Below are 17,655 nucleotides of genomic sequence, written 5' to 3'. Positions count from 1 at the left end.
TTATTGTCCCTCTCCCCGGTGCTTGGGGTTATTGGCATCTATGTCGGTGTTGGCGGCGGACTCATTGTCTTCGAAATCGCGGGGCAATATGGGTGATATCGACGATGGATTGCTGACAAAGTCGGCAAGCTCGGCGAGTTTCCCCTTGTAGCAATTGCCAAGAAGTGGTCGCCACAGGCGCGCTGCCAAGGCGCCAAACTCTGAGGTGGCAAAGCTTGCCGGAAACTCAAACAGGCGCTCATTGTGGGGTTCAGTGATTTCGCCCATACCGTTTCCGTCATCCCATTTGGCACTGATTTCTGCCAACGACTCTTCCTGGCTGGCACCACTGGCCAGGGCCTCTACATAGACCATGGCAAGCGATGGAATGAGTGGCGAAGGGGTATGCACTGCCTCGAAGTAGTGGCTGACAACATCCTTAAGGCTTGCCAGCGCGCTGTCGGGGGTAAGGGGTAAAAAGGCATGAAAGTTACCCACATCCAACAAAAAACTCGTTTGACGGTAGCCTGATGCGCACAGACACAGGTGGCGCAGATACAGCGCCAGCACATCTTTGGCCTTGGCAGTGCCGGGTCTTGCCACCAACAACCCCTTGGCAAAGACCTTGTCTATGGTGCCAACCAGTTTACGTCCCTTATCCAGCTCCAGAGATACCTTCAGGCTTTGTCCTTCGGTCTCTCCCATGATAAAGCGGCACCGGTCGAGAATGGGCGCCAGATCCCGCCGGTAGCTACCAAAAAGCAGCTTGTCGAACGGTGCCATGGGTAAGGCCCCGGCTCCGGCAAGTCTGTCACACAGGCTATCCATGGCCTGCTGTTGCCTGACTTCATCGGCTTCCAGCGCGGCATTGAGCATCTGATGCTGAAGCTGGTAGCGGCCAAGGGCATCCACATCAAAGGGCTCGCAGTCGTCCAGAATATCGAGTCTGTGGCTTAAATCGAGTCTGAGGCGGCGCTGGCAGAAAAAGCGTGCGGGGTCGCGGTAAAACCGGATAAGGGAGGCAAGCTCCAGCAGGGTTTGCTCATCTTCATCCACCCCGTCCAGCGCGTCATCAATAAAGGGACGCGGCGGGTGGGTTTCCTGGGGGCACCACTGGGCGGCATAACTTGGGGTGATGTCCTGATGGGGCAGGTATAGCTTAGGGTCGAAGGGCTGCAGTGGCTGCTGCTTAACCAGACGTTTAACCAGGCTGCCTTGGGGAACACAGGCGCTCAGTTCACAGCAGTCCAGCAGTTCGCTGACCAGCATGGAGGGCAGGCGTTCGCTGTCGTCCCGTTCGCTGCGGCCTATAAAGCTGATGTAAAGCTGCTCCCTTGCGGACAGCAGTGCCTCAAGGAACAGATACCTGTCATCGAGACGTCGTGAACGATCGCCCCGGCGAGCAGGCGTTTTAGCCATTAAATCGAAGCCCACGGGGTGCTGCACCCTGGGGTAGACGCCTTCGTTCATACCAAGTAAACACACGACCTTAAAGGGGATGGAACGCATGGGCATCAGGGTACAGAAGTTCACTGAGCCTGCCAAAAAGCGCTGGCCGACCCGGGCATCGGTCAGTTTGCTGCCTAGGGTCTGGCGGATAACGTCCAGTGATATGTCACTGAGATGGCTTTCGCTGCTTGCCGATGATTGCAGTGCTTTTTGGGTGTCACAGAGGGTTTCACGGATAAGATTCAGTTCTTCCTGATATTCAGGCAGTGGCGAAAACAGGGTGTCGGTGAGATAGGTGATTTCAGCAAACTTGCGAGCCAGGCTGTCGGCAGCGGCAAACCGGGTGGCAAACTCATCAAGATGTTCAATAAAGTCCAGCAATTTACCTATGCACTGGGCCTGCTGGCCCTCAACGCCGGCAAATGGCAGAGTGCCCTGATAAAAATCCCCCTCATCGCCCAGGGAAAAGCCCAACAGTAAGCGACGAATGCCAAAGGCCCAGGAATGCTTGTCAAAGGCGGGCAAGCCAAGTCTTTCCCTGCTTTGGGCATCACGGCCCCAACGCACACCGGCTTCACTGAGCCAGCTGCCAAGGCGTGAAAGCTCTTCTTCATCCAGCTTGAATCTTGCCATCACTGCCGGAATTTCAAGCAGTCCGAGTATTTCCGACAAACCAAAACGGCTGTGGTTGATGTCCAGCAAGGTTAAAAAACCATGGATAAGGGGTGACTCCTGCACTGCACCCCGGTCGGCGATGGCATAGGGGATGAAGTGTTCGCCGCGGCGGGAGGCAAACACGGCATCAATAAAGGGCGCATAGGCTGCAACGTCGGGCAGCATCACCACTATGTCTTTGGCCGACAGCGCGCCCTGACTGTCTGACAGCAGGCCAAGGAGATGATCATGCAGGGTTTCGACTTCCCGAAGCGGGCTGTGACAACTTCTCAGAACCAGGCTGTTATCCTGCTCCTGCAACAGAAACTTACCCTCATGGGACTGATAACGGGCAAGATCGGCACAAAGTGGCGCGCCCGCTACCTCCATATCCAGAATGTCGTTTTGCAGCCTGCCCAAAAGATGGGTGTCATCATTGGCTTCGTAGCCACTGTCGTCCAATGTGAAATGCTCCGGCGGCAGCGACAACACCAGATCAAGCAGCTCGCGCCCCATCTTGCCGTTGGCGGCGAGCAGGGGATTGCCCACTTCGAGGGTTTCTTCCCAATGCTCCGGCAGCATCTTGTCGGCCTTGTATCTCAGCGCCAGTTTGGCCCTGAGTTTGCTGTCGACTATGTCCCCCCAGTACTGACGGCAGGGACTCAGGCTGAGCATAGTCACAGGAATGCGGCTGCCAAGGGCGTAAAGCACTTCCAGGGTTTGGGGCGGTAATGACGAAATACCAATGACATAGAGCCGTTTGGGCAGGGCGCTGATATCGGTGGCAGGATTGGTAAGCGAAGCCACCAGTGCCTGATGTAAATTGGCGCGATGCCAGTGGCTTTGCCCAAGTTCATCCTGGTTGTATTGCACCAAGGCACGCCAAAGCAGGGGTTGCCACAGGCAATTATCGGGGAGGGCAGCGCCTTGCGTCAGGGGACTGCCAATTGGGCTCAGGCCGTTTTCACCCTGTTCCCATGCCACTATCCAATCGGGGCGGTACACCAGATACTGGTCAAAAATGTCCGCGACCCGGCTGGCCAGTTGAAACAGTTTCAGCGGAGAGTCGCCGCTCAAATAGTCCCGCAGTGGCTCGAAATGGGGCGTTTCAATCAGTCTTGGCAGCAGAGCCATTAACTTCCAGGTCATGGCATCTTTGGTAAAGGCGTTTTCCCTGGGCACTCCCGGCAGCAAGGCATAACAGAGCGACCAGATAAAATTGGATGGCAGGGGGAAGTCCAGGGCGGCGGCGATGCCATTGTGGGCAGCAATTTCCAATCTGAGCCAGGTCGCCATACCCGGGCTTTGCACCAAAATCTGTTCGGATGCCAGCACATTGGTCGATGCCTGATTAAGTTCGCCGGCCAGGCGTTGTGCCAGACGTTCCATACGGTTGGACTGAACGAGAGTGAACATGCTATCCCTTAGAAAAATGCGTCCCCAAGAAAGGGCCCTGCTACCTGGAGCAAAGAAAACTCATTGTATGAGACTGACTTAGGCCATTCAACTCAGTCAGGCGTGGCGGCTGGAATTTTGCCTTGTTTACGGATACGGCCGGCAAGGACACGGCTTTCTTTCACAAAGCGTTTCAGTGCCCTCGGGCTAGGCTTTTCACTGCTATATCTCAGGTGGCTGAACTGCTGGGCCCAGCGGATTAGGTCGGCCGCCAGTAGCGGCATCGCTGCGCCCACCCGTACGGCATAATCTCCCGGGCCTTCGGCAAGTTCCCGTGGCAGACCCATAGCCGCCAGGGACTTTTCCACCCGCCTGAACGCTACCAGCAGCGGCGCTTGTTTGCTCGGCAGCCTCAATATGCCCGCTTGCCAGGCCACAAACAGTAAAATGGCGGCACTTATCCCAAGAACAAACAGGATGAGGCGGGTGGGTTTAAGGCCGCCAAGCAGACCTTTGAGCAAACCTTCCCTTCGCTCATTGTCAAAACCGAGAACCCAGACACTCCAGTAATAATCGATACTGGCCAGTTGTAGCCTGAGATTATTCAGCCAAGAGATTTCCTTAAATCTGTGACCACTGAAAGGGTTTTGCGCCAGGTAACTCTCATCCGGGTCGAAAGTGGCATCAAAGCCGTCGAGGATGCGAGAGGGAGCAATCATGGCGGTGGGATCTACCCGTACCCAACCCTGATCCTCAAACCAAACTTCACTCCAGGCGTGGGCCATATACTGGTAAACGCTGACATAACCGGCTCTTGGGTTGAGCTCGCCGCCCTGATAACCCGAAACCAGGCGTGCCGGGATTCCTGCAGCCCTGGCCATAAAGGTCAGGGCGGTGGCGTAATGCACACAAAAGCCTTGTTTGTTATCAAACAAAAAATCATCTATCTGGGCCTTGCCCACCGGTGGCGGTGACAGGGTGTAGTAATAGGCTTCTGTGCTGAATCTTGTCATCAGCGTTTGAATAAATTCTTTCGGTGAACTGCTTTCGGCCTTGAGTTTACTGACCAGCTCACGGGTGCGGGGATTAATGCCATCGGGCAGGGCGAGATTCAGGCGCCTAACGCTGTCAGAAAGCCTTACGTCCATCCGGGTGTCATATGCTCGGGCACGGTACTGAAAGCGTCCATCCAGAGGTCTTAATGCAAAAAGGCGATAGTCGGGAAGGTTGACCACGCCCTGAGTATCGGAAAAGGCCACATCCAAACCAAATAGCCATCGCTGACCGCTTGGCTCGGCTATGACCTCGTAACTCAACGGCGCCTTGGTCGTTGTTGAGTTCAGCTGTGGGTCAGAGACGGGTTCGCTGCGGCCACTGCCCAGTAAAAATGCTTCCCGCTCGAGCCGTTTAATCCCACTGTGTTGGCGCCAATGGGCGCCATCGTAGTCTTCCATCACCAGCGCGCGCCAATAAAGCTCCGGATTGGCCGGAACCTTACCATCGAATCTGGCTCTGAATGCCAGTTCATCCGACTGGGTCAGTTTACTGATATCACCAAATCCCAATTCGCTGCCCAGCCCCGTGACACTGCTTTTGAGGCTGGGCACCATCCACAGCGGTGGCAGTCTTGGCAGCACCAAAAAAAGCAATATGGCCAATGGTAAACTTTGTAAAACCAGTTTGATTGCGAGGGCATCGCGTTTGACGCCGGGGTCTCGATAAAGCGTCAGCAGGGACTGGGTGTTAAGCCAGAAGAGTGCCAGCGCCAGTGCCATGGCACCTATCCCCTGGTTGTCGATAAGGTTGATGGCAATCAGGAAGTAGCCCACCAAAATCACGGTGCGCACGTCTCGTTTACCCAAAATTTCGATGGTTTTGAGTGAGTAACCCAGGATAAGCAGGTTCATTAAGGCATTGAGAAGACCTATCTGTTTGCCGACCAACGCCAGGGTGACGGCGGAGGCGATGCCAAGACCGGTTACCAAGAGGCGCGGTGGCCGCGCGACCCGGCCGTAGAAAATCCCAACCCGCCACACCAGGCAGATGGCACTGATGGCAAGGGTCCACGGGGTCGATTTATCGGCCAGCGGGGCTATCAGGGCGAAGTGCGTGAGCAGCAACCAAAAGAGTGTGCTGCGGCCAATAATTTCTGCGTGATGTTTACTGGAAGGTCCCATCAATCATGTCCTTCCATGTGAGGTTGCGCTTGGGTTTGGGCTTTCGCGCCAGGTTCAGGCTCAGTCCCGGCTGCATCAAGACTGACTGGTGCAGAATCGAAGGTGGCGATAGCCACCTGACAGGCCAGCCGATGGGCATCGCCACTTGAAGGCGCGATTTTTATCCCGGGTAAACGTAGCCCGAAGATCTGTTGCCGACTGCTCAGTTCATCCACCCAGTATGACAGCACAGAGAGCCAGTGTTCCCGCCCTTCGGGCATCTGCCCCGGTAAACTCAGCCAGCGGGGCGCGCCCTGGGGCATGGCAAAATCTTTGGATAACATGCCCCGTCCCTGTGCCAATTGTTTCCACGCGACCTGTTTGAGCGACTCCCCCGGTATATAGCTCTTCAATCCCTGATACTCATCCATGCCGCTGACCAAAGACCCCTGTTCATGGGTATCGCCTTCAGACTGGGGTGTTTGGATAAGGGTATCCATCTTGTGGACAGCAAACACGGGGTGGGCTATGTCGAGGTCAACCCAGGTCCAGGTGCGCATCAATCCCAGTGGGAAGCGGGACTCAACCTTAAGCCGTCCGGGCGTTAATATGCCGCGTTTGACTGTCGGGATCGGGATGAGTACCTCCGTGGGCGTGGTATTGGCCGACGCGTACACAGGTTTGATGCCTGGATAGGCCATAGCGATTTGATGGGCATCCCTTTGGGTGCTGAGCTGTAATGGCATGGCGAGGGTTTCGCCGGCGTAGATGGGTGGCAGCGTTAAACGCTTTAAGGTAAGGCCTTCGAGATTGCGGTAGCTGTAAATAATACAGCTGACAAACAGGCTGACGAGCAGCAGACTGATGCCGATTATCAGGTTGTTTTGATAGTTGGTGCCCAAAAGATACAGCAAGGCCGTTAACACCAGCCAGGCTAGGCCAAAGCCACTGGGTAAAATGAATATCCCCTTGTGGCTGAGGGTTTGCTCCCGCGCGGGCGGTAAACGCCTGGCAAGGAATGGCTCAAGCCTGACAGACATGCCCTTTGCCATCAGCGGATGGGATTCACAGCGCCAAGGACACGTTCGGCCAGGCTCTGGCCCTGATGTTGGCTGCTGGCCCTCAGCCTGTGCTGCGCGACCGCAACAAACACCGCCTGCAGATCTTCGGGCACCATAAACTGGCGGCCACTGAGGAACGCCCAGGATTTGCCACAGGCCAGCAGCGCCTTGGTAGCCCTGGGCGACAGGCCGTAGCCTTCACCCTGAGTGCGGGTTTCTTCTACCAATGCCAGCAAGTAGTGCAGCACGGCATCGGAGCAGGTGATTTTGTCAACGTCAGCCTGAAGTTGCATCAGCCCCAGTGGACTGATGCATTGGGGAAGCGCCGAGGCCGGGTTTTCCCCTTGCCCTTTGAGCATGGCAAGCTCGGCTTCCTTGCTGGGGTAACCCAGGGATAGTCGCATCATGAACCTGTCAAGTTGAGACTCGGGCAGGGGAAAGGTACCGGATTGATCGGTAGGGTTTTGGGTTGCAATCACGAAAAAGGGCTTGGGCAGCGGATGGGTAACACCATCGACGGTGATCTGCCCTTCGGCCATGGCCTCAAGCAGCGCACTTTGGGTCTTGGGGCTTGCGCGGTTGATTTCATCGGCGAGTACCATCTGCCTGAACAGGGGACCTGGATGAAATACAAACTGGTTCATTGTTTTATCGTAAATCGATACCCCGAGAATATCGGCTGGCAACATGTCGCTGGTAAATTGAACCCTTTGATAGCTGAGGCCAAGGCTCTTGGCCATGGCCTGACTCAGACTGGTTTTGCCCATGCCGGGCAAGTCTTCTATCAGCAGATGTCCGCGGGCCAGTACACAACAGAGGGCCAGGCGGATTTGTTTGGGTTTACCCAGCAGGACCCGTTGTAGTTGGGCAATCAGGTTTTCCAGTTCGGTGGCATTTTGGGCTGCGGTATTTTCCTGCATCCTTTCATCCTCAGGTGCGGGTAACTCAAAGCCTAACTATGCGCAATTTTCGACGGGGGATCCAGCTTTACAGACGTCAAATGCCCGCAAAATTGATGCCGAAATTGGCGATTTTTCATCCGGTTGTAGGAACTTATCGCGAAATAGAAACCCCTGAGCCAACCCAATCCCAAGCTTTGCGGCAAGTTGGCGTTGCTCTTCGGTTTCTATGCCTTCAATGACAGTGCCTTTGGCGGAAGCTATGGCATAGGACACCAGGGATTCAAGTAAATGGGCGTCTGCTGACTCTGGGATTCTGCTTAGCCAATGGCGGTCAAACTTGAGCCAATCGACACGTGAAACCAACTCCAGCGATAACATGGCGTGGGGAGCACCCACATCATCCAGCGCCACCTGCAGCCCGGCGCCTTGCAGAGTAAGAAGCAGTTGGGAGGCCATCAAGGCATCGTTAATGCAGGTATTTTCAATGAGCTCAATAACCAGGTTTCGAGGATGAAGCGGTTGGATAAGCAAGCGTGCCAGTGCGTCAGCGAATGGACTATTGGACGCCAGGCTGTGGGGATCCAGGTTAAGGTAGAGTGGCATGTCAGCGGGTGCATGGTGCAGCTGAAACGCTTTTGCCGCCAGTTCAAGCTCTGCCAGCGCTTGTGGGTGAGCATGGAGCACTTCAAATACCCTGTTGGGGGCAATTGGCTGGCCGTCAGTACTGTAAAATCGAGACAAGGCTTCATAGGCGACAGTGTTGCCGGTGGCCAGGCAGACTAAGGGTTGGTATTCACAGCCCATCAGAATAGGTCGGGGGCAAGCGTCAGAAGATGGCGTCATGGTACACATCGGGAATAAAGGTAATGCAAATAAATCGCATTTGCGTGGATATTGCAACCCGGAAATAACCTTTAGTCCCACTTTGTGAGCCGTATGCCGTAAATATATTCAGGGGGCCATTGGCCCCCGATAGATGATTAGCGTGTTTCAGTATTTGAACTTAAGCTCTGCCTCGCTGAAAAGGGGCTGGGGCGCTCCTTTGCGATGTTCATAAATTAAGCGATAGCTGAATACGGCCTGCACATACTCGCGGGTTTCGGTAAAAGGAATGGATTCAATAAAGGCCATCACATCCAACTTGCCCTCGCTGCGTGCCAGCCAGGCATTGACCCGCGACGGCCCGGCGTTATAGGCCGCCGTTGCCAGCACCCGGTTATTGTTATATCGCTCCAGCAAGCTCGCGTAATAGGCGCTGCCCAGCTGAATATTCAGGGCTGGTTCATACAGTGATGCCTCGCCGCTGTATTTTATGCCTTGTTTTTTGGCGGTTTGTTTCGCTGTTGCCGGCATCAGCTGCATCAACCCCCGCGCACCCACGCCCGATTGCGCAACAGGGTTAAAGGCGCTCTCACGACGGGCGATGGCCCTGAGCTCTTCAGCATTGAGCTTATGGCGTTTACTGGCCTTGGCAAAGCTCTGCTCTTCCGCGGGAGGGAAGCGCATGCCCAAATCATCCCAGAACTTACCCTGGATGGAGGCATCGACGGCGAGGGCATAGAGGCCGTTTTCCACTGCCCAATGGCCATATTTTGCCTTGCCGGCTGCATCTTCCCGACCCAAGAGTCCGAGCCACTCCACACGGGCCTGACGTGGCCGCTCAAGCGCGAGGAGCTCCGTCACCCTGGCTAATGCGGGATCTGCTCCATCTGTCTTATCAACATGGGGAGAAGGGGCTGCATCGACAGCAGTCTTAACCTCATTGAGGGATGGGCTCTTACTCTGGGATTGCGCAGTATGAAATCCGTAGAAACTTCTATCGGCTGCCAGCTGCGCAGAGAGGGAGTCGATGACGCTGGGGTCATTTTCGTACTTGAGGCGCCAATATTGCCAGCGATCTTTGGCCGCAGTATCCGTGCTCAGGAGCGGCAAAAATTGCCTGATGGCTTTGTCGTCGGCATCCCGTATGGCCCAGCGGAGGCGAAGCTCTGTCAGGTCGTCCGATGCGAGCACTGGTAAATGCCTGTCGGCATAGCTTCGCAGCGACTCTTCCTGTCTCAGTAACACGCGACGAACCATAAAGGAGTGCAGGCTTTGTGCCTGCACCTTGGTAAACCGGCCGGATTTTTCGTATTTACCAAGCAGGGCAACGGCTTCTTTTAAATCCTTGCGTGCCAGCGCTTTAAGCCCTAACTCTACCATTTCGGCCATCACAGGGGCCTTGGCCTTGTACCTGTCCATGTGCCTGAGGTTTCGGGGATCTTTATACAAGGCAAGCAATTTTTGGGCTTCTTTCGGGTAGTTGGTGACCTTTTGGGCCAGATAGCTCAAGAGTGACGCTTCCCGGGCTTCGAAGGCGAGGAACATACGGCTCCAAATAAGCTCCTGACTGCGATGGCCAGCTTTGGCCCATTTTGTAAACAGGGGATCACAGGCATCCGGCATTGAGCTGCCGTTAAGCCATAAGCGGCGGGCACCCTCAAAAGCGCGTGATTTATCCCCCTCAGCCAGTAACGCGTGATAGTAGTGGCATTGCAGCACTGTATCTTTTGGCGTATCGGGGCTGATGGTCAGAAAATCCTTCCAGCGAGCCCCCCTGGCGGCCGCAAGCAGGTAACGATAGCGGGCATTACCGTAAAGTGGCGTGTTTTGAAACGCCAGAATGGCAGTCTTGGCCTTGTTGCCGGGCAGCATCACCAGGGTGTCGATTTGGGCGTCAAAATCGAGATAAAGGGCAAGGGGGTAGTCATCAAGGCCCTTTCTCAACTTGGCGTACTGCGCTGCATTACCTTCCCGTAAGGCTTTTTCTGCCTTGAGAAACTGTTGCCGGTCATCCTTGATATCGGCGGACACCAGCGGGCTGATGAACATCAGTGAAGTGAGACAAATGCCGTAAAACTGCTTCAGCATGGTGAAACGTCCTCTGTGATTACTGTCTCTGGTTAGTCAAATGCGGCATTTGCGTTATGCCTTTGCCCGGGAGTCCATCTGTCAATGCGTCGTCGTCCTGATCCGGCTCCTGGCTGTCATCGAGGGCGGCATCAAGCAGTTGCTTATCGAGCTGTTTGCTGCTTTCAACCCCAAGCTGTCGCATCTGATGGGCCTGACGGATAAGGTTGCCTCTGCCGGTGGTAAGCTTACCCATGGCAGATTGATAACTCTTTTGTGCGGTGTCCAGAGCGCGACCCAATTTGTCCATTTCGTCCACATAGATACACAGCTTATCGTAGATTTTACCCGCCGCCCTGGCGATGTGCTGGGCGTGCTGATTCTGATATTCGTAACGCCAAATATTGTGAATGGTGCGCAGGGCGACCAGTAAATTGGTCGGGCTGGCCAGCATGATGTTGTGCTCGAGGGCATAGCCCACCAGAGCGGGATCCTGCTCGAGCGCCAGTAAAAACGCCGGCTCTACCGGGATAAACATCAGCACATAATCCAGGGTTTTGAGGCCGTGAAGGTGCTGATAATCCTTTTGCGACAGCAGCTTGATATGGCTTCTGACCGAGAGCACATGTTCCTTGAGAGCCTGTGCCTTGTCTGCATCGTCGGTGGCGTTGAAGTAGCGCTCATAGGCGGTGAGTGACATTTTGGCGTCAATCACAACATCTTTATCACCGGGCAAGTGGACGATAACATCGGGTTTGAATTTTTGCCCATTGTCAGCCTTCAGCTCTTGCTGGGTGTGATATTCGTGCCCTTCGCGCAGGCCACTTTCACTGAGCACGCGCTCCAGAATCACCTCGCCCCAATTGCCTTGCTGCTTGTTGTCGCCTTTGAGGGCGTTGGTCAGGTTAATGGCATCCTGGCTCATCTTAAGATTCAGGGACGCCAGTTGTTCGAGCTGATGTTTGAGGCTGCTGCGCTCAGCCTGCTCGATTGAATAGGATTCATTGACCTGCTTTCTGAACCCGTCAATCTGCTGTTTTAAAGGACCAATAACTGCGTCCAGCTGCATTAAATTCTGTCCTTTTAGCTGCTCTGATCTTTGTTCAAAAATTTTGTTGGCAAGGTTTTCAAATTGCAGCTTTAACCGGGCTTCTGCCGATTCCAGCAAGGCCAGCTTTTCTTCAAATGCCTGGCGCTCGGCATCAAACTTGGCACTGATGCTCTGCTGCATGGCGTGGGCTTTGGCAGTTTCGAGCTTTGCCTCCATCAGTTGGCGATGGGTGTCTGCCAGCTTCTGTTCAAGCTCGGGTAAACGCTGGGCTTCGGCTCTGGCTTCGCCGTAGCGTTGGCTGACTTCTTCGATGCGGGTTTGAAAAAAGCTCAGCCTGTCGTCTCTGTCGTCGACCTGATTTTTTTGTTCGTCCAGCTGTGCTTCCAGGGCGCTGATGGCGGCTTGATGTTGCTCAATGCGGAGTGCATCGAGGCTTTCCCAGCGCTTACGGGTGAGAATTTGATTAATCAGTGCCCCGATCATCAGAAAAAGAAAACAAAGGGCGGAGATGACTATCCATTGGGGAAGTGAGAAAAGGTCAAGCGGCGTCATGGTATTCCTTAAACCGGACTGATGGCGCTAAGCTTGGCATGGTCGAATATCGCCTTCAAGGGGCGTAAGAATGATAATTGGTCACCTGAAGAAAAAATCACGTATTACTGAAAGAAGTCCGACCTTCCCGCTGTCTTGTTTATCAGCAGCCGTCGAATTTATAAGGAGTCTTAGGTGAAAAGACGCACAGTGACGCGCCCATCGTGGCAAATGTCTGAGTCTGAGGTCACGCCGGAGTCTTTGTTCAGAGACCGCCGTGCCATCGTAAAGGCACTGGGGTTGGGGGCCATTGGTGCAAGCCTTCCCGGTGCCGTCCATGCCAGTATCTTTGATGTGTTTTCAAAATCGCCCAAGCCGGTTTTTATTCAAGCCCCTTTGTCTGCCAGTAAGCCTGATGCATATCAGGATATGTCGGAGCCTCTGACACCTGAAAATAAGGTTATCAGCCACAACAACTTTTATGAGTTTGGTACTGCCAAAACGGATCCTTTCGAAAACGCGCAGTCGTTTAAGGTCAACCCCTGGCTGTTGTCGGTGGAAGGAATGGTAGACAGACCCTTGCAGCTGGATTATGACGATTTGCTGCACAGCTTTGCCCTGGAAGAGCGTATTTATCGACTGCGCTGCGTAGAAGCCTGGTCAATGGTGGTCCCCTGGGTTGGGTTTCCGTTGGCGGCCCTGTTAAAGAAGGCGGGTGTTAAAGCGGGTGCTACCCACGTGGCCTTTGAAACCCTGTTCGATCCGGCATCTATGCCGGGACAAAAAAATGCGTACGTGGGCGGCGGCATTCATTATCCCTACGTGGAAGGGCTGACATTGGCAGAAGCCATGAACGAGTTGTCACTCATCAGTGTGGGACTCTATGGTAAGACCTTGCCACCACAAAATGGTGCGCCGGTTCGCTTGGTGGTGCCCTGGAAATATGGCTTTAAGAGTATCAAATCAATTGTGAAGATCCGGGTGATGAACAAGCAGCCACCCACGAGCTGGAATCAGCTCGCTCCCCATGAGTATGGGTTCTATGCCAACGTGAATCCCAATGTGGATCATCCCAGGTGGTCTCAGGCCTCTGAGCGCAGAATAGGGCCGGGCGGGCTTTTCTCAGCCGAGCGTATCGCGACACGCCCGTTCAACGGGTATCAAGAGCAGGTGGCACATCTCTATAAAGACTTGGATTTGAAAAGGTACTTTTAATGCGATTGACCCCGGGACGACTGTTTTGGCTCAAGTGTGCGCTGCATACGGGGTTCATCTTGCCTTTATTTTGGTTGGTATGGGGCGTTGCCGTTAACCAACTGGGCGGCGATCCGGTGCAGTACATTATTCATTTTACCGGTAAGGGTACGCTTCACGGGCTTATGTTGACTCTGTTGATTAGTCCGCTGTCAAAGGGCTTGAAAATGGGGCCATTAATGCAAACCCGCCGTTTGGTTGGATTATGGACATTCAGCTATGCCGTGCTGCATCTGCTGGCCTTTGTCAGCCTGGACTTACTGTTTGCCTGGAGCATGTTGCTGACGGAAGTTCTAAAGCGTCCGTATTTATTACTTGGTATGGCGGGATTACTGATTCTAACGGCGCTGGCACTGACCTCATTGAAGTCTATTCAGCGGCGCTTGGGGGCACACTGGCAAAGGCTGCACAACTGGGTGTATTTAGTCGCCTTGCTTGCCCCCGTCCATTACCTTTGGTCAGTAAAATCTGAGCTTATCGAACCCAGCCTTTATTTACTGTGCTGCCTGTGGTTACTGTGGCTGCGGCGAGACAAGTTATTAAAGGCTGCCTTTATCCGCAAGGTTTTCGCTCCCCAGTCGAGCTGAACGGGTGTCTCGATCGCCGCGTTTACAGGCATACATATTGCGGTCGGCAACGTTGATAAGCGCCTCTATGGTAGTACCATCCTGAGGATAGCAGGCCGCCCCTATACTGACATCGATGAGCAGATGAACATTCTCAAAGTTGATGTCCAGATGGAGCTTATCGAGCAACTTTTTGATAACGACTTCCAGCTGCAACGCATGCTCTATGGGTTCAAGCCAAACAATAAATTCATCACCGCCGATGCGGGCAACCATATCCGATTCGCGAAGGGTGTGGGAGATACGCTGTGCAACAGTGACCAGTACATGGTCGCCAATACTGTGGCCGTAGTTATCATTGATGGGTTTGAATTTATCAATATCGATAAAGAGCAGGGCGCCAGTGCCATTGGTGCGGGCAAGGCGTTTCAGACTTTGCTCCAGTAATCGATTAAACGCATAGCGACTGTACACCCGGGTGAGAGAGTCATGCTCGGCTTCGTACTTTAATTTATCTTTTTGCAGTTGCAGAACTTCGGTGCGTTTATTGACTTCATCCTGCAGCTTATCTCGACTGACAGTAATTTGCTGGAGTTCTTGTTTCATCCAATTAAAGTGTTTGGATAATTCAGTAAACTCTGAACCCGAATCTTCACACACCCGCGTTTCCAAATTGCCTTTGGCGAGATCTTTTATCCCCGATTCCAGAGAAAGCATACCCCGTTTAAATACGGACATGGTGTTGAGATTAAAAAGAATGACTGCCGACATCGACAAAAAAAGCATGACAGCAATCAATAGCAGCAGATACTGCTTGGAATAAAATTGCTCTTCTACCAAACGATGGCGTATTTCGCCCATTTCGTCTTGCATTGTCAGCTGCAAGGTATTGAATCTGGCATTGAGCATGGCGCGGGTTTCTATATTTTCTCCCGGATTTGAAGGATACAACTGCATCAACACTTTCAGGTTTTGATTGGTCTTTTTGATGTGAGTGAGCAGAGGATTATACTGGGTGTCTTTTTCGAGAAAGCCGATTTGCTCATCCAGCAATTGGGTGAGTTCTCTCGCCTTGTCCAGGGCCTGCAAATCTTCATAGCGATTAAGTTGCCACAATTCACCGGACAGGCGTGACAGGGTGACCTGGGCCTGCTGATAGGAATAGCTGTGGCGATAGCCGCGCACGTCCATTCCGACCAGATAGAGCAAAACGCCCATGAGTAGAAACAGCAAAAGCCCCGAAATCACCACACTGAGCTTGAGTCGTTTGGACAGTGTCATGGTTCACCTCCATGTGTGCGAAACGTATCCCGGATCTGGTTGAGCGCAGATTTATCGATAAAATCCCTGAAGTCAGGTGCTTGAGACTGGTCCACATAACCTGAATCTATTGCCCAGTGAGCTTGAGACAAGAGTTCCAGCTGCAATGTTTTATCAAGCCCCAAATGGAAGTGATAGTCGGTCCAATAGCCTTCAATTTCGGTCAGAGGCACATTGAGATAGTCACTCACCAGTTGCCGGGCTTCGTCGGGATTGGAGAAAATGCTGGCAACGGCTTCATCCAGGGCTTTAAGCACCCGAACATGGGTTTCCTGCTTACCCAGCACGTCGGCCCGCATCGACAATAAATTAAAGGACAAACGGTACAGTCCTTTGGTGCTGAGCTGGTGGCCATTGTTGTTAAGTGATTTCATCAGTTCACTGGCATAGGGTTCCCACAGCGATACGGCATCCAACTGCTTATCCAGGAGCGCCTGGCCCAACTCTTCCGGTGCCATAAAACGGGCAGAGATAAGGGCGTTATCCACCCCATTGAGCAATAAGGCAGAATTAAAAAAATACTCGCTGGCAGTGCCTTTCACCATACCCACACTGTGGCCGGAAATGTCCGTCAGCGACGTGATACCGCTGTCTTTGCGAACAATGATTTTAACGTCGTTATCTGAGGTGGTGAAACTTGCTATCACACTGAAATCATTTCGTTTAAATGCGTTGTACATCACCACGGATTCCGAGCTTGTGGCTAAATCCGCCTCATTCTTTATCAGGGCGTCAAAGCATCTGTGTCCGCCCTGAAGCAGCTTTAACTGGACTTTCAGGCCATGCTTTTTAAAGAACCCCTTCTTTTCGGCAAGAATGATGGGGCTTGAGAGTGGCGTAGCGGACACGGCAATAGTCAGGGAGTTGGTGGCATTGGCCGATCCCTGGTCTACAGATACCATCAAATACCAAACAACAGCGATTGACATTGCCAAGGCTGCGACCAGTTTCTTCATCTTATCGATATCCTCCCCGTGCTGATTTGAGTGTAGTTGGCTTTAATCCGGCACGCACAGGTGCCTGATGGCTTTTCAGCAGAAACCCGAAAGGAAGAAAATGAGGCCTGGGACATGGCAACCGGCAATGGGATTCATCTGCCCTGACAACGGCAAACGTCTTTGCTGTTGCTGGCAAAAATCTGACAGAAATCCGGTCGTGTGAGATTCGGGTGCATTAAGCTGAACCCAGGGGATAAGCCCGTGCAGTATTGATAAGTTGATGGCGGATGGGTTGCTGATGCCGGGTGTTTGCAGTGGTTAAAATGGCTGCCTGAACAATTTATGTTAAGCCGAACAGCGAAGAGTGATAGTAAAGAGTGACGAGCAATGTGATGGATAGTGCGGATTGAAACCCAGCCAAATCGCTATTTAAGACAAGTGACGGTATATTTGAACGGACCATAGACGCCCGAATATATAGGGCGGAAAATGACAAGGCCTTTAATCAAGGCCTTGATATTAATTTTTATTGTCCAGCTTGCTCATTATCTCCAACACTTCGTTATAGGAAAGATCCAATTCTTTGGAGAGGTTAATAATTTTGGTTTTATAAGTTTGAATGTTTTCTTGCTGGGCTAACAGTGCTTTACGTTCAGCAACCCATTCGTTTACTGTTTCCTGCAACAGTTCCATACGGCGCAGACTGTAGTCCAGTGAGTCCAGATATTTGCGCATCTGTTGTTTATTTCTAGCTTGCTCAAGATCCGTTGAAAGCTTTTTTTCGTAGCCGTATTCATCCAGCGCGGCAATAGCACGTTGCAAATCTATATCGGTTGTCATCTTAGCGTCGCTTTCTGTAAATGCTCTGATGCCCGGGTGCAGGCAATATTAAGGCGATTGATTATAAAGAAAAGTGCAATTGAGATAAAGCCACGTTGATTGCTTGAGTGTGAATATTCATCACGCTAGAGTAATCCATGTGCCGAGAGGAAATGAAATGGGAGTAAGGACATGCTCGACCTGTTACCTGATTTGTTTGATGAATTTGCCGAACACCTCACCTTGCTGGCGGCGCCTTGGCGCCAGTTTGGTGCGAAACGGATCTTTTATGGACAGGTGGTGACTGTCAGTTGCTTTGAAGATAACTCCCGTGTGAAGGAGTTGCTGGCAACGCCCGGTATGGGCAGGGTGCTGGTGGTTGATGGCGGCGGCTCTCAGCGCAAAGCTCTGGTGGGTGACCTGATAGCGCAGTCTGCACTCGATAATGGCTGGGCGGGCATTGTTGTCCATGGTGCCATCCGGGATGCCGGCACCCTCGCCACCCTGAATTTAGGTATTCAAGCCTTGGGTACCGTGCCTGTTAAAACCGAACGTCGTGGTTTGGGGGACACAGGTGTTACACTTAATCTGGTCGGCGTCACCGTCAATCCCGGTGACTGGATTTATGCCGACGACAATGGCATCGCCATTTCCCGTGAGGCCTTGCCCATTATTGAACAGGATTAAAGGA

Annotated in this window: 13 protein-coding genes; 3 read left to right on the top strand and 10 right to left on the bottom strand. The window is 53.0% G+C overall.

All coding sequences use genetic code 11. The features are described from left to right. The 7 genes from recC to rmuC form a co-directional block, all read right to left on the bottom strand. A complete protein-coding gene (gene recC / locus JQC75_RS09720; protein ID WP_203323929.1) occupies positions 1-3,498 on the bottom strand; it encodes an exodeoxyribonuclease V subunit gamma in 3,498 nt (1,165 codons plus the stop codon). A 92-nt stretch (positions 3,499-3,590) separates the two neighbouring features. Beyond that, positions 3,591-5,654, bottom strand: a complete 2,064-nt coding sequence (locus tag JQC75_RS09715) for a transglutaminase TgpA family protein (RefSeq protein WP_239001991.1) — start codon at positions 5,652-5,654, stop codon at positions 3,591-3,593. Continuing rightward, positions 5,654-6,673 (bottom strand): DUF58 domain-containing protein, encoded by a 1,020-nt coding sequence (locus tag JQC75_RS09710; protein ID WP_239001990.1) that lies wholly within the window; start codon positions 6,671-6,673, stop codon positions 5,654-5,656. The genes JQC75_RS09715 and JQC75_RS09710 overlap by 1 nt, the downstream gene beginning before the upstream one ends. An 11-nt stretch (positions 6,674-6,684) precedes the next feature. Further along, positions 6,685-7,614, bottom strand: coding sequence for an AAA family ATPase (locus JQC75_RS09705; RefSeq protein WP_203323926.1), 930 nt, complete (start codon positions 7,612-7,614; stop codon positions 6,685-6,687). A gap of 36 nt (positions 7,615-7,650) precedes the next feature. Then, complete coding sequence (locus JQC75_RS09700; protein WP_203323925.1) at positions 7,651-8,439, bottom strand: EAL domain-containing protein; 789 nt, start codon at positions 8,437-8,439, stop codon at positions 7,651-7,653. A gap of 147 nt (positions 8,440-8,586) precedes the next feature. After that, entirely contained in the window at positions 8,587-10,506 is a 1,920-nt protein-coding gene (locus tag JQC75_RS09695) for a transglycosylase SLT domain-containing protein (protein WP_203323924.1), read from the bottom strand. 19 nt (positions 10,507-10,525) lie between these two features. Further along, positions 10,526-12,088 carry a DNA recombination protein RmuC gene (gene rmuC / locus JQC75_RS09690; RefSeq protein ID WP_203323923.1) on the bottom strand — a complete coding sequence of 521 codons (1,563 nt, stop codon included), beginning with the start codon at positions 12,086-12,088 and terminating at the stop codon, positions 10,526-10,528. 210 nt (positions 12,089-12,298) lie between these two features. On the opposite strand from rmuC, the gene msrP reads away from it, so the two are divergent. Both msrP and msrQ read left to right on the top strand, forming a co-directional pair. Next, entirely contained in the window at positions 12,299-13,282 is a 984-nt protein-coding gene (gene msrP / locus JQC75_RS09685) for a protein-methionine-sulfoxide reductase catalytic subunit MsrP (RefSeq protein WP_239002145.1), read from the top strand. Further along, the gene (msrQ, locus tag JQC75_RS09680; protein ID WP_203323922.1) at positions 13,282-13,908 is read left to right on the top strand and encodes a protein-methionine-sulfoxide reductase heme-binding subunit MsrQ; all 627 of its coding nucleotides are present in this window, start codon (positions 13,282-13,284) and stop codon (positions 13,906-13,908) included. Before msrP ends, msrQ begins: the two co-directional genes overlap by 1 nt. Here the strand turns inward: msrQ and JQC75_RS09675 are convergent. The 3 genes from JQC75_RS09675 to JQC75_RS09665 form a co-directional block, all read right to left on the bottom strand. After that, complete coding sequence (locus JQC75_RS09675; RefSeq protein WP_203323921.1) at positions 13,861-15,168, bottom strand: diguanylate cyclase domain-containing protein; 1,308 nt, start codon at positions 15,166-15,168, stop codon at positions 13,861-13,863. The genes msrQ and JQC75_RS09675 overlap by 48 nt on opposite strands. Continuing rightward, entirely contained in the window at positions 15,165-16,163 is a 999-nt protein-coding gene (locus JQC75_RS09670) for an ABC transporter substrate-binding protein (protein ID WP_203323920.1), read from the bottom strand. Before JQC75_RS09670 ends, JQC75_RS09675 begins: the two co-directional genes overlap by 4 nt. A 501-nt stretch (positions 16,164-16,664) precedes the next feature. After that, positions 16,665-16,985 carry a hypothetical protein gene (locus tag JQC75_RS09665; protein ID WP_203323919.1) on the bottom strand — a complete coding sequence of 107 codons (321 nt, stop codon included), beginning with the start codon at positions 16,983-16,985 and terminating at the stop codon, positions 16,665-16,667. Positions 16,986-17,156: 171 nt separating this feature from the next. On the opposite strand from JQC75_RS09665, the gene JQC75_RS09660 reads away from it, so the two are divergent. Further along, positions 17,157-17,651, top strand: coding sequence for a putative 4-hydroxy-4-methyl-2-oxoglutarate aldolase (locus tag JQC75_RS09660; RefSeq protein WP_203323918.1), 495 nt, complete (start codon positions 17,157-17,159; stop codon positions 17,649-17,651). Positions 17,652-17,655: the final 4 nt, after the last annotated feature.

Origin of the sequence: Shewanella litorisediminis, from assembly GCF_016834455.1 — a bacterium.
GTDB lineage: Bacteria > Pseudomonadota > Gammaproteobacteria > Enterobacterales > Shewanellaceae > Shewanella > Shewanella litorisediminis.
This window is presented reverse-complemented; position numbering and strand designations above follow the sequence as displayed.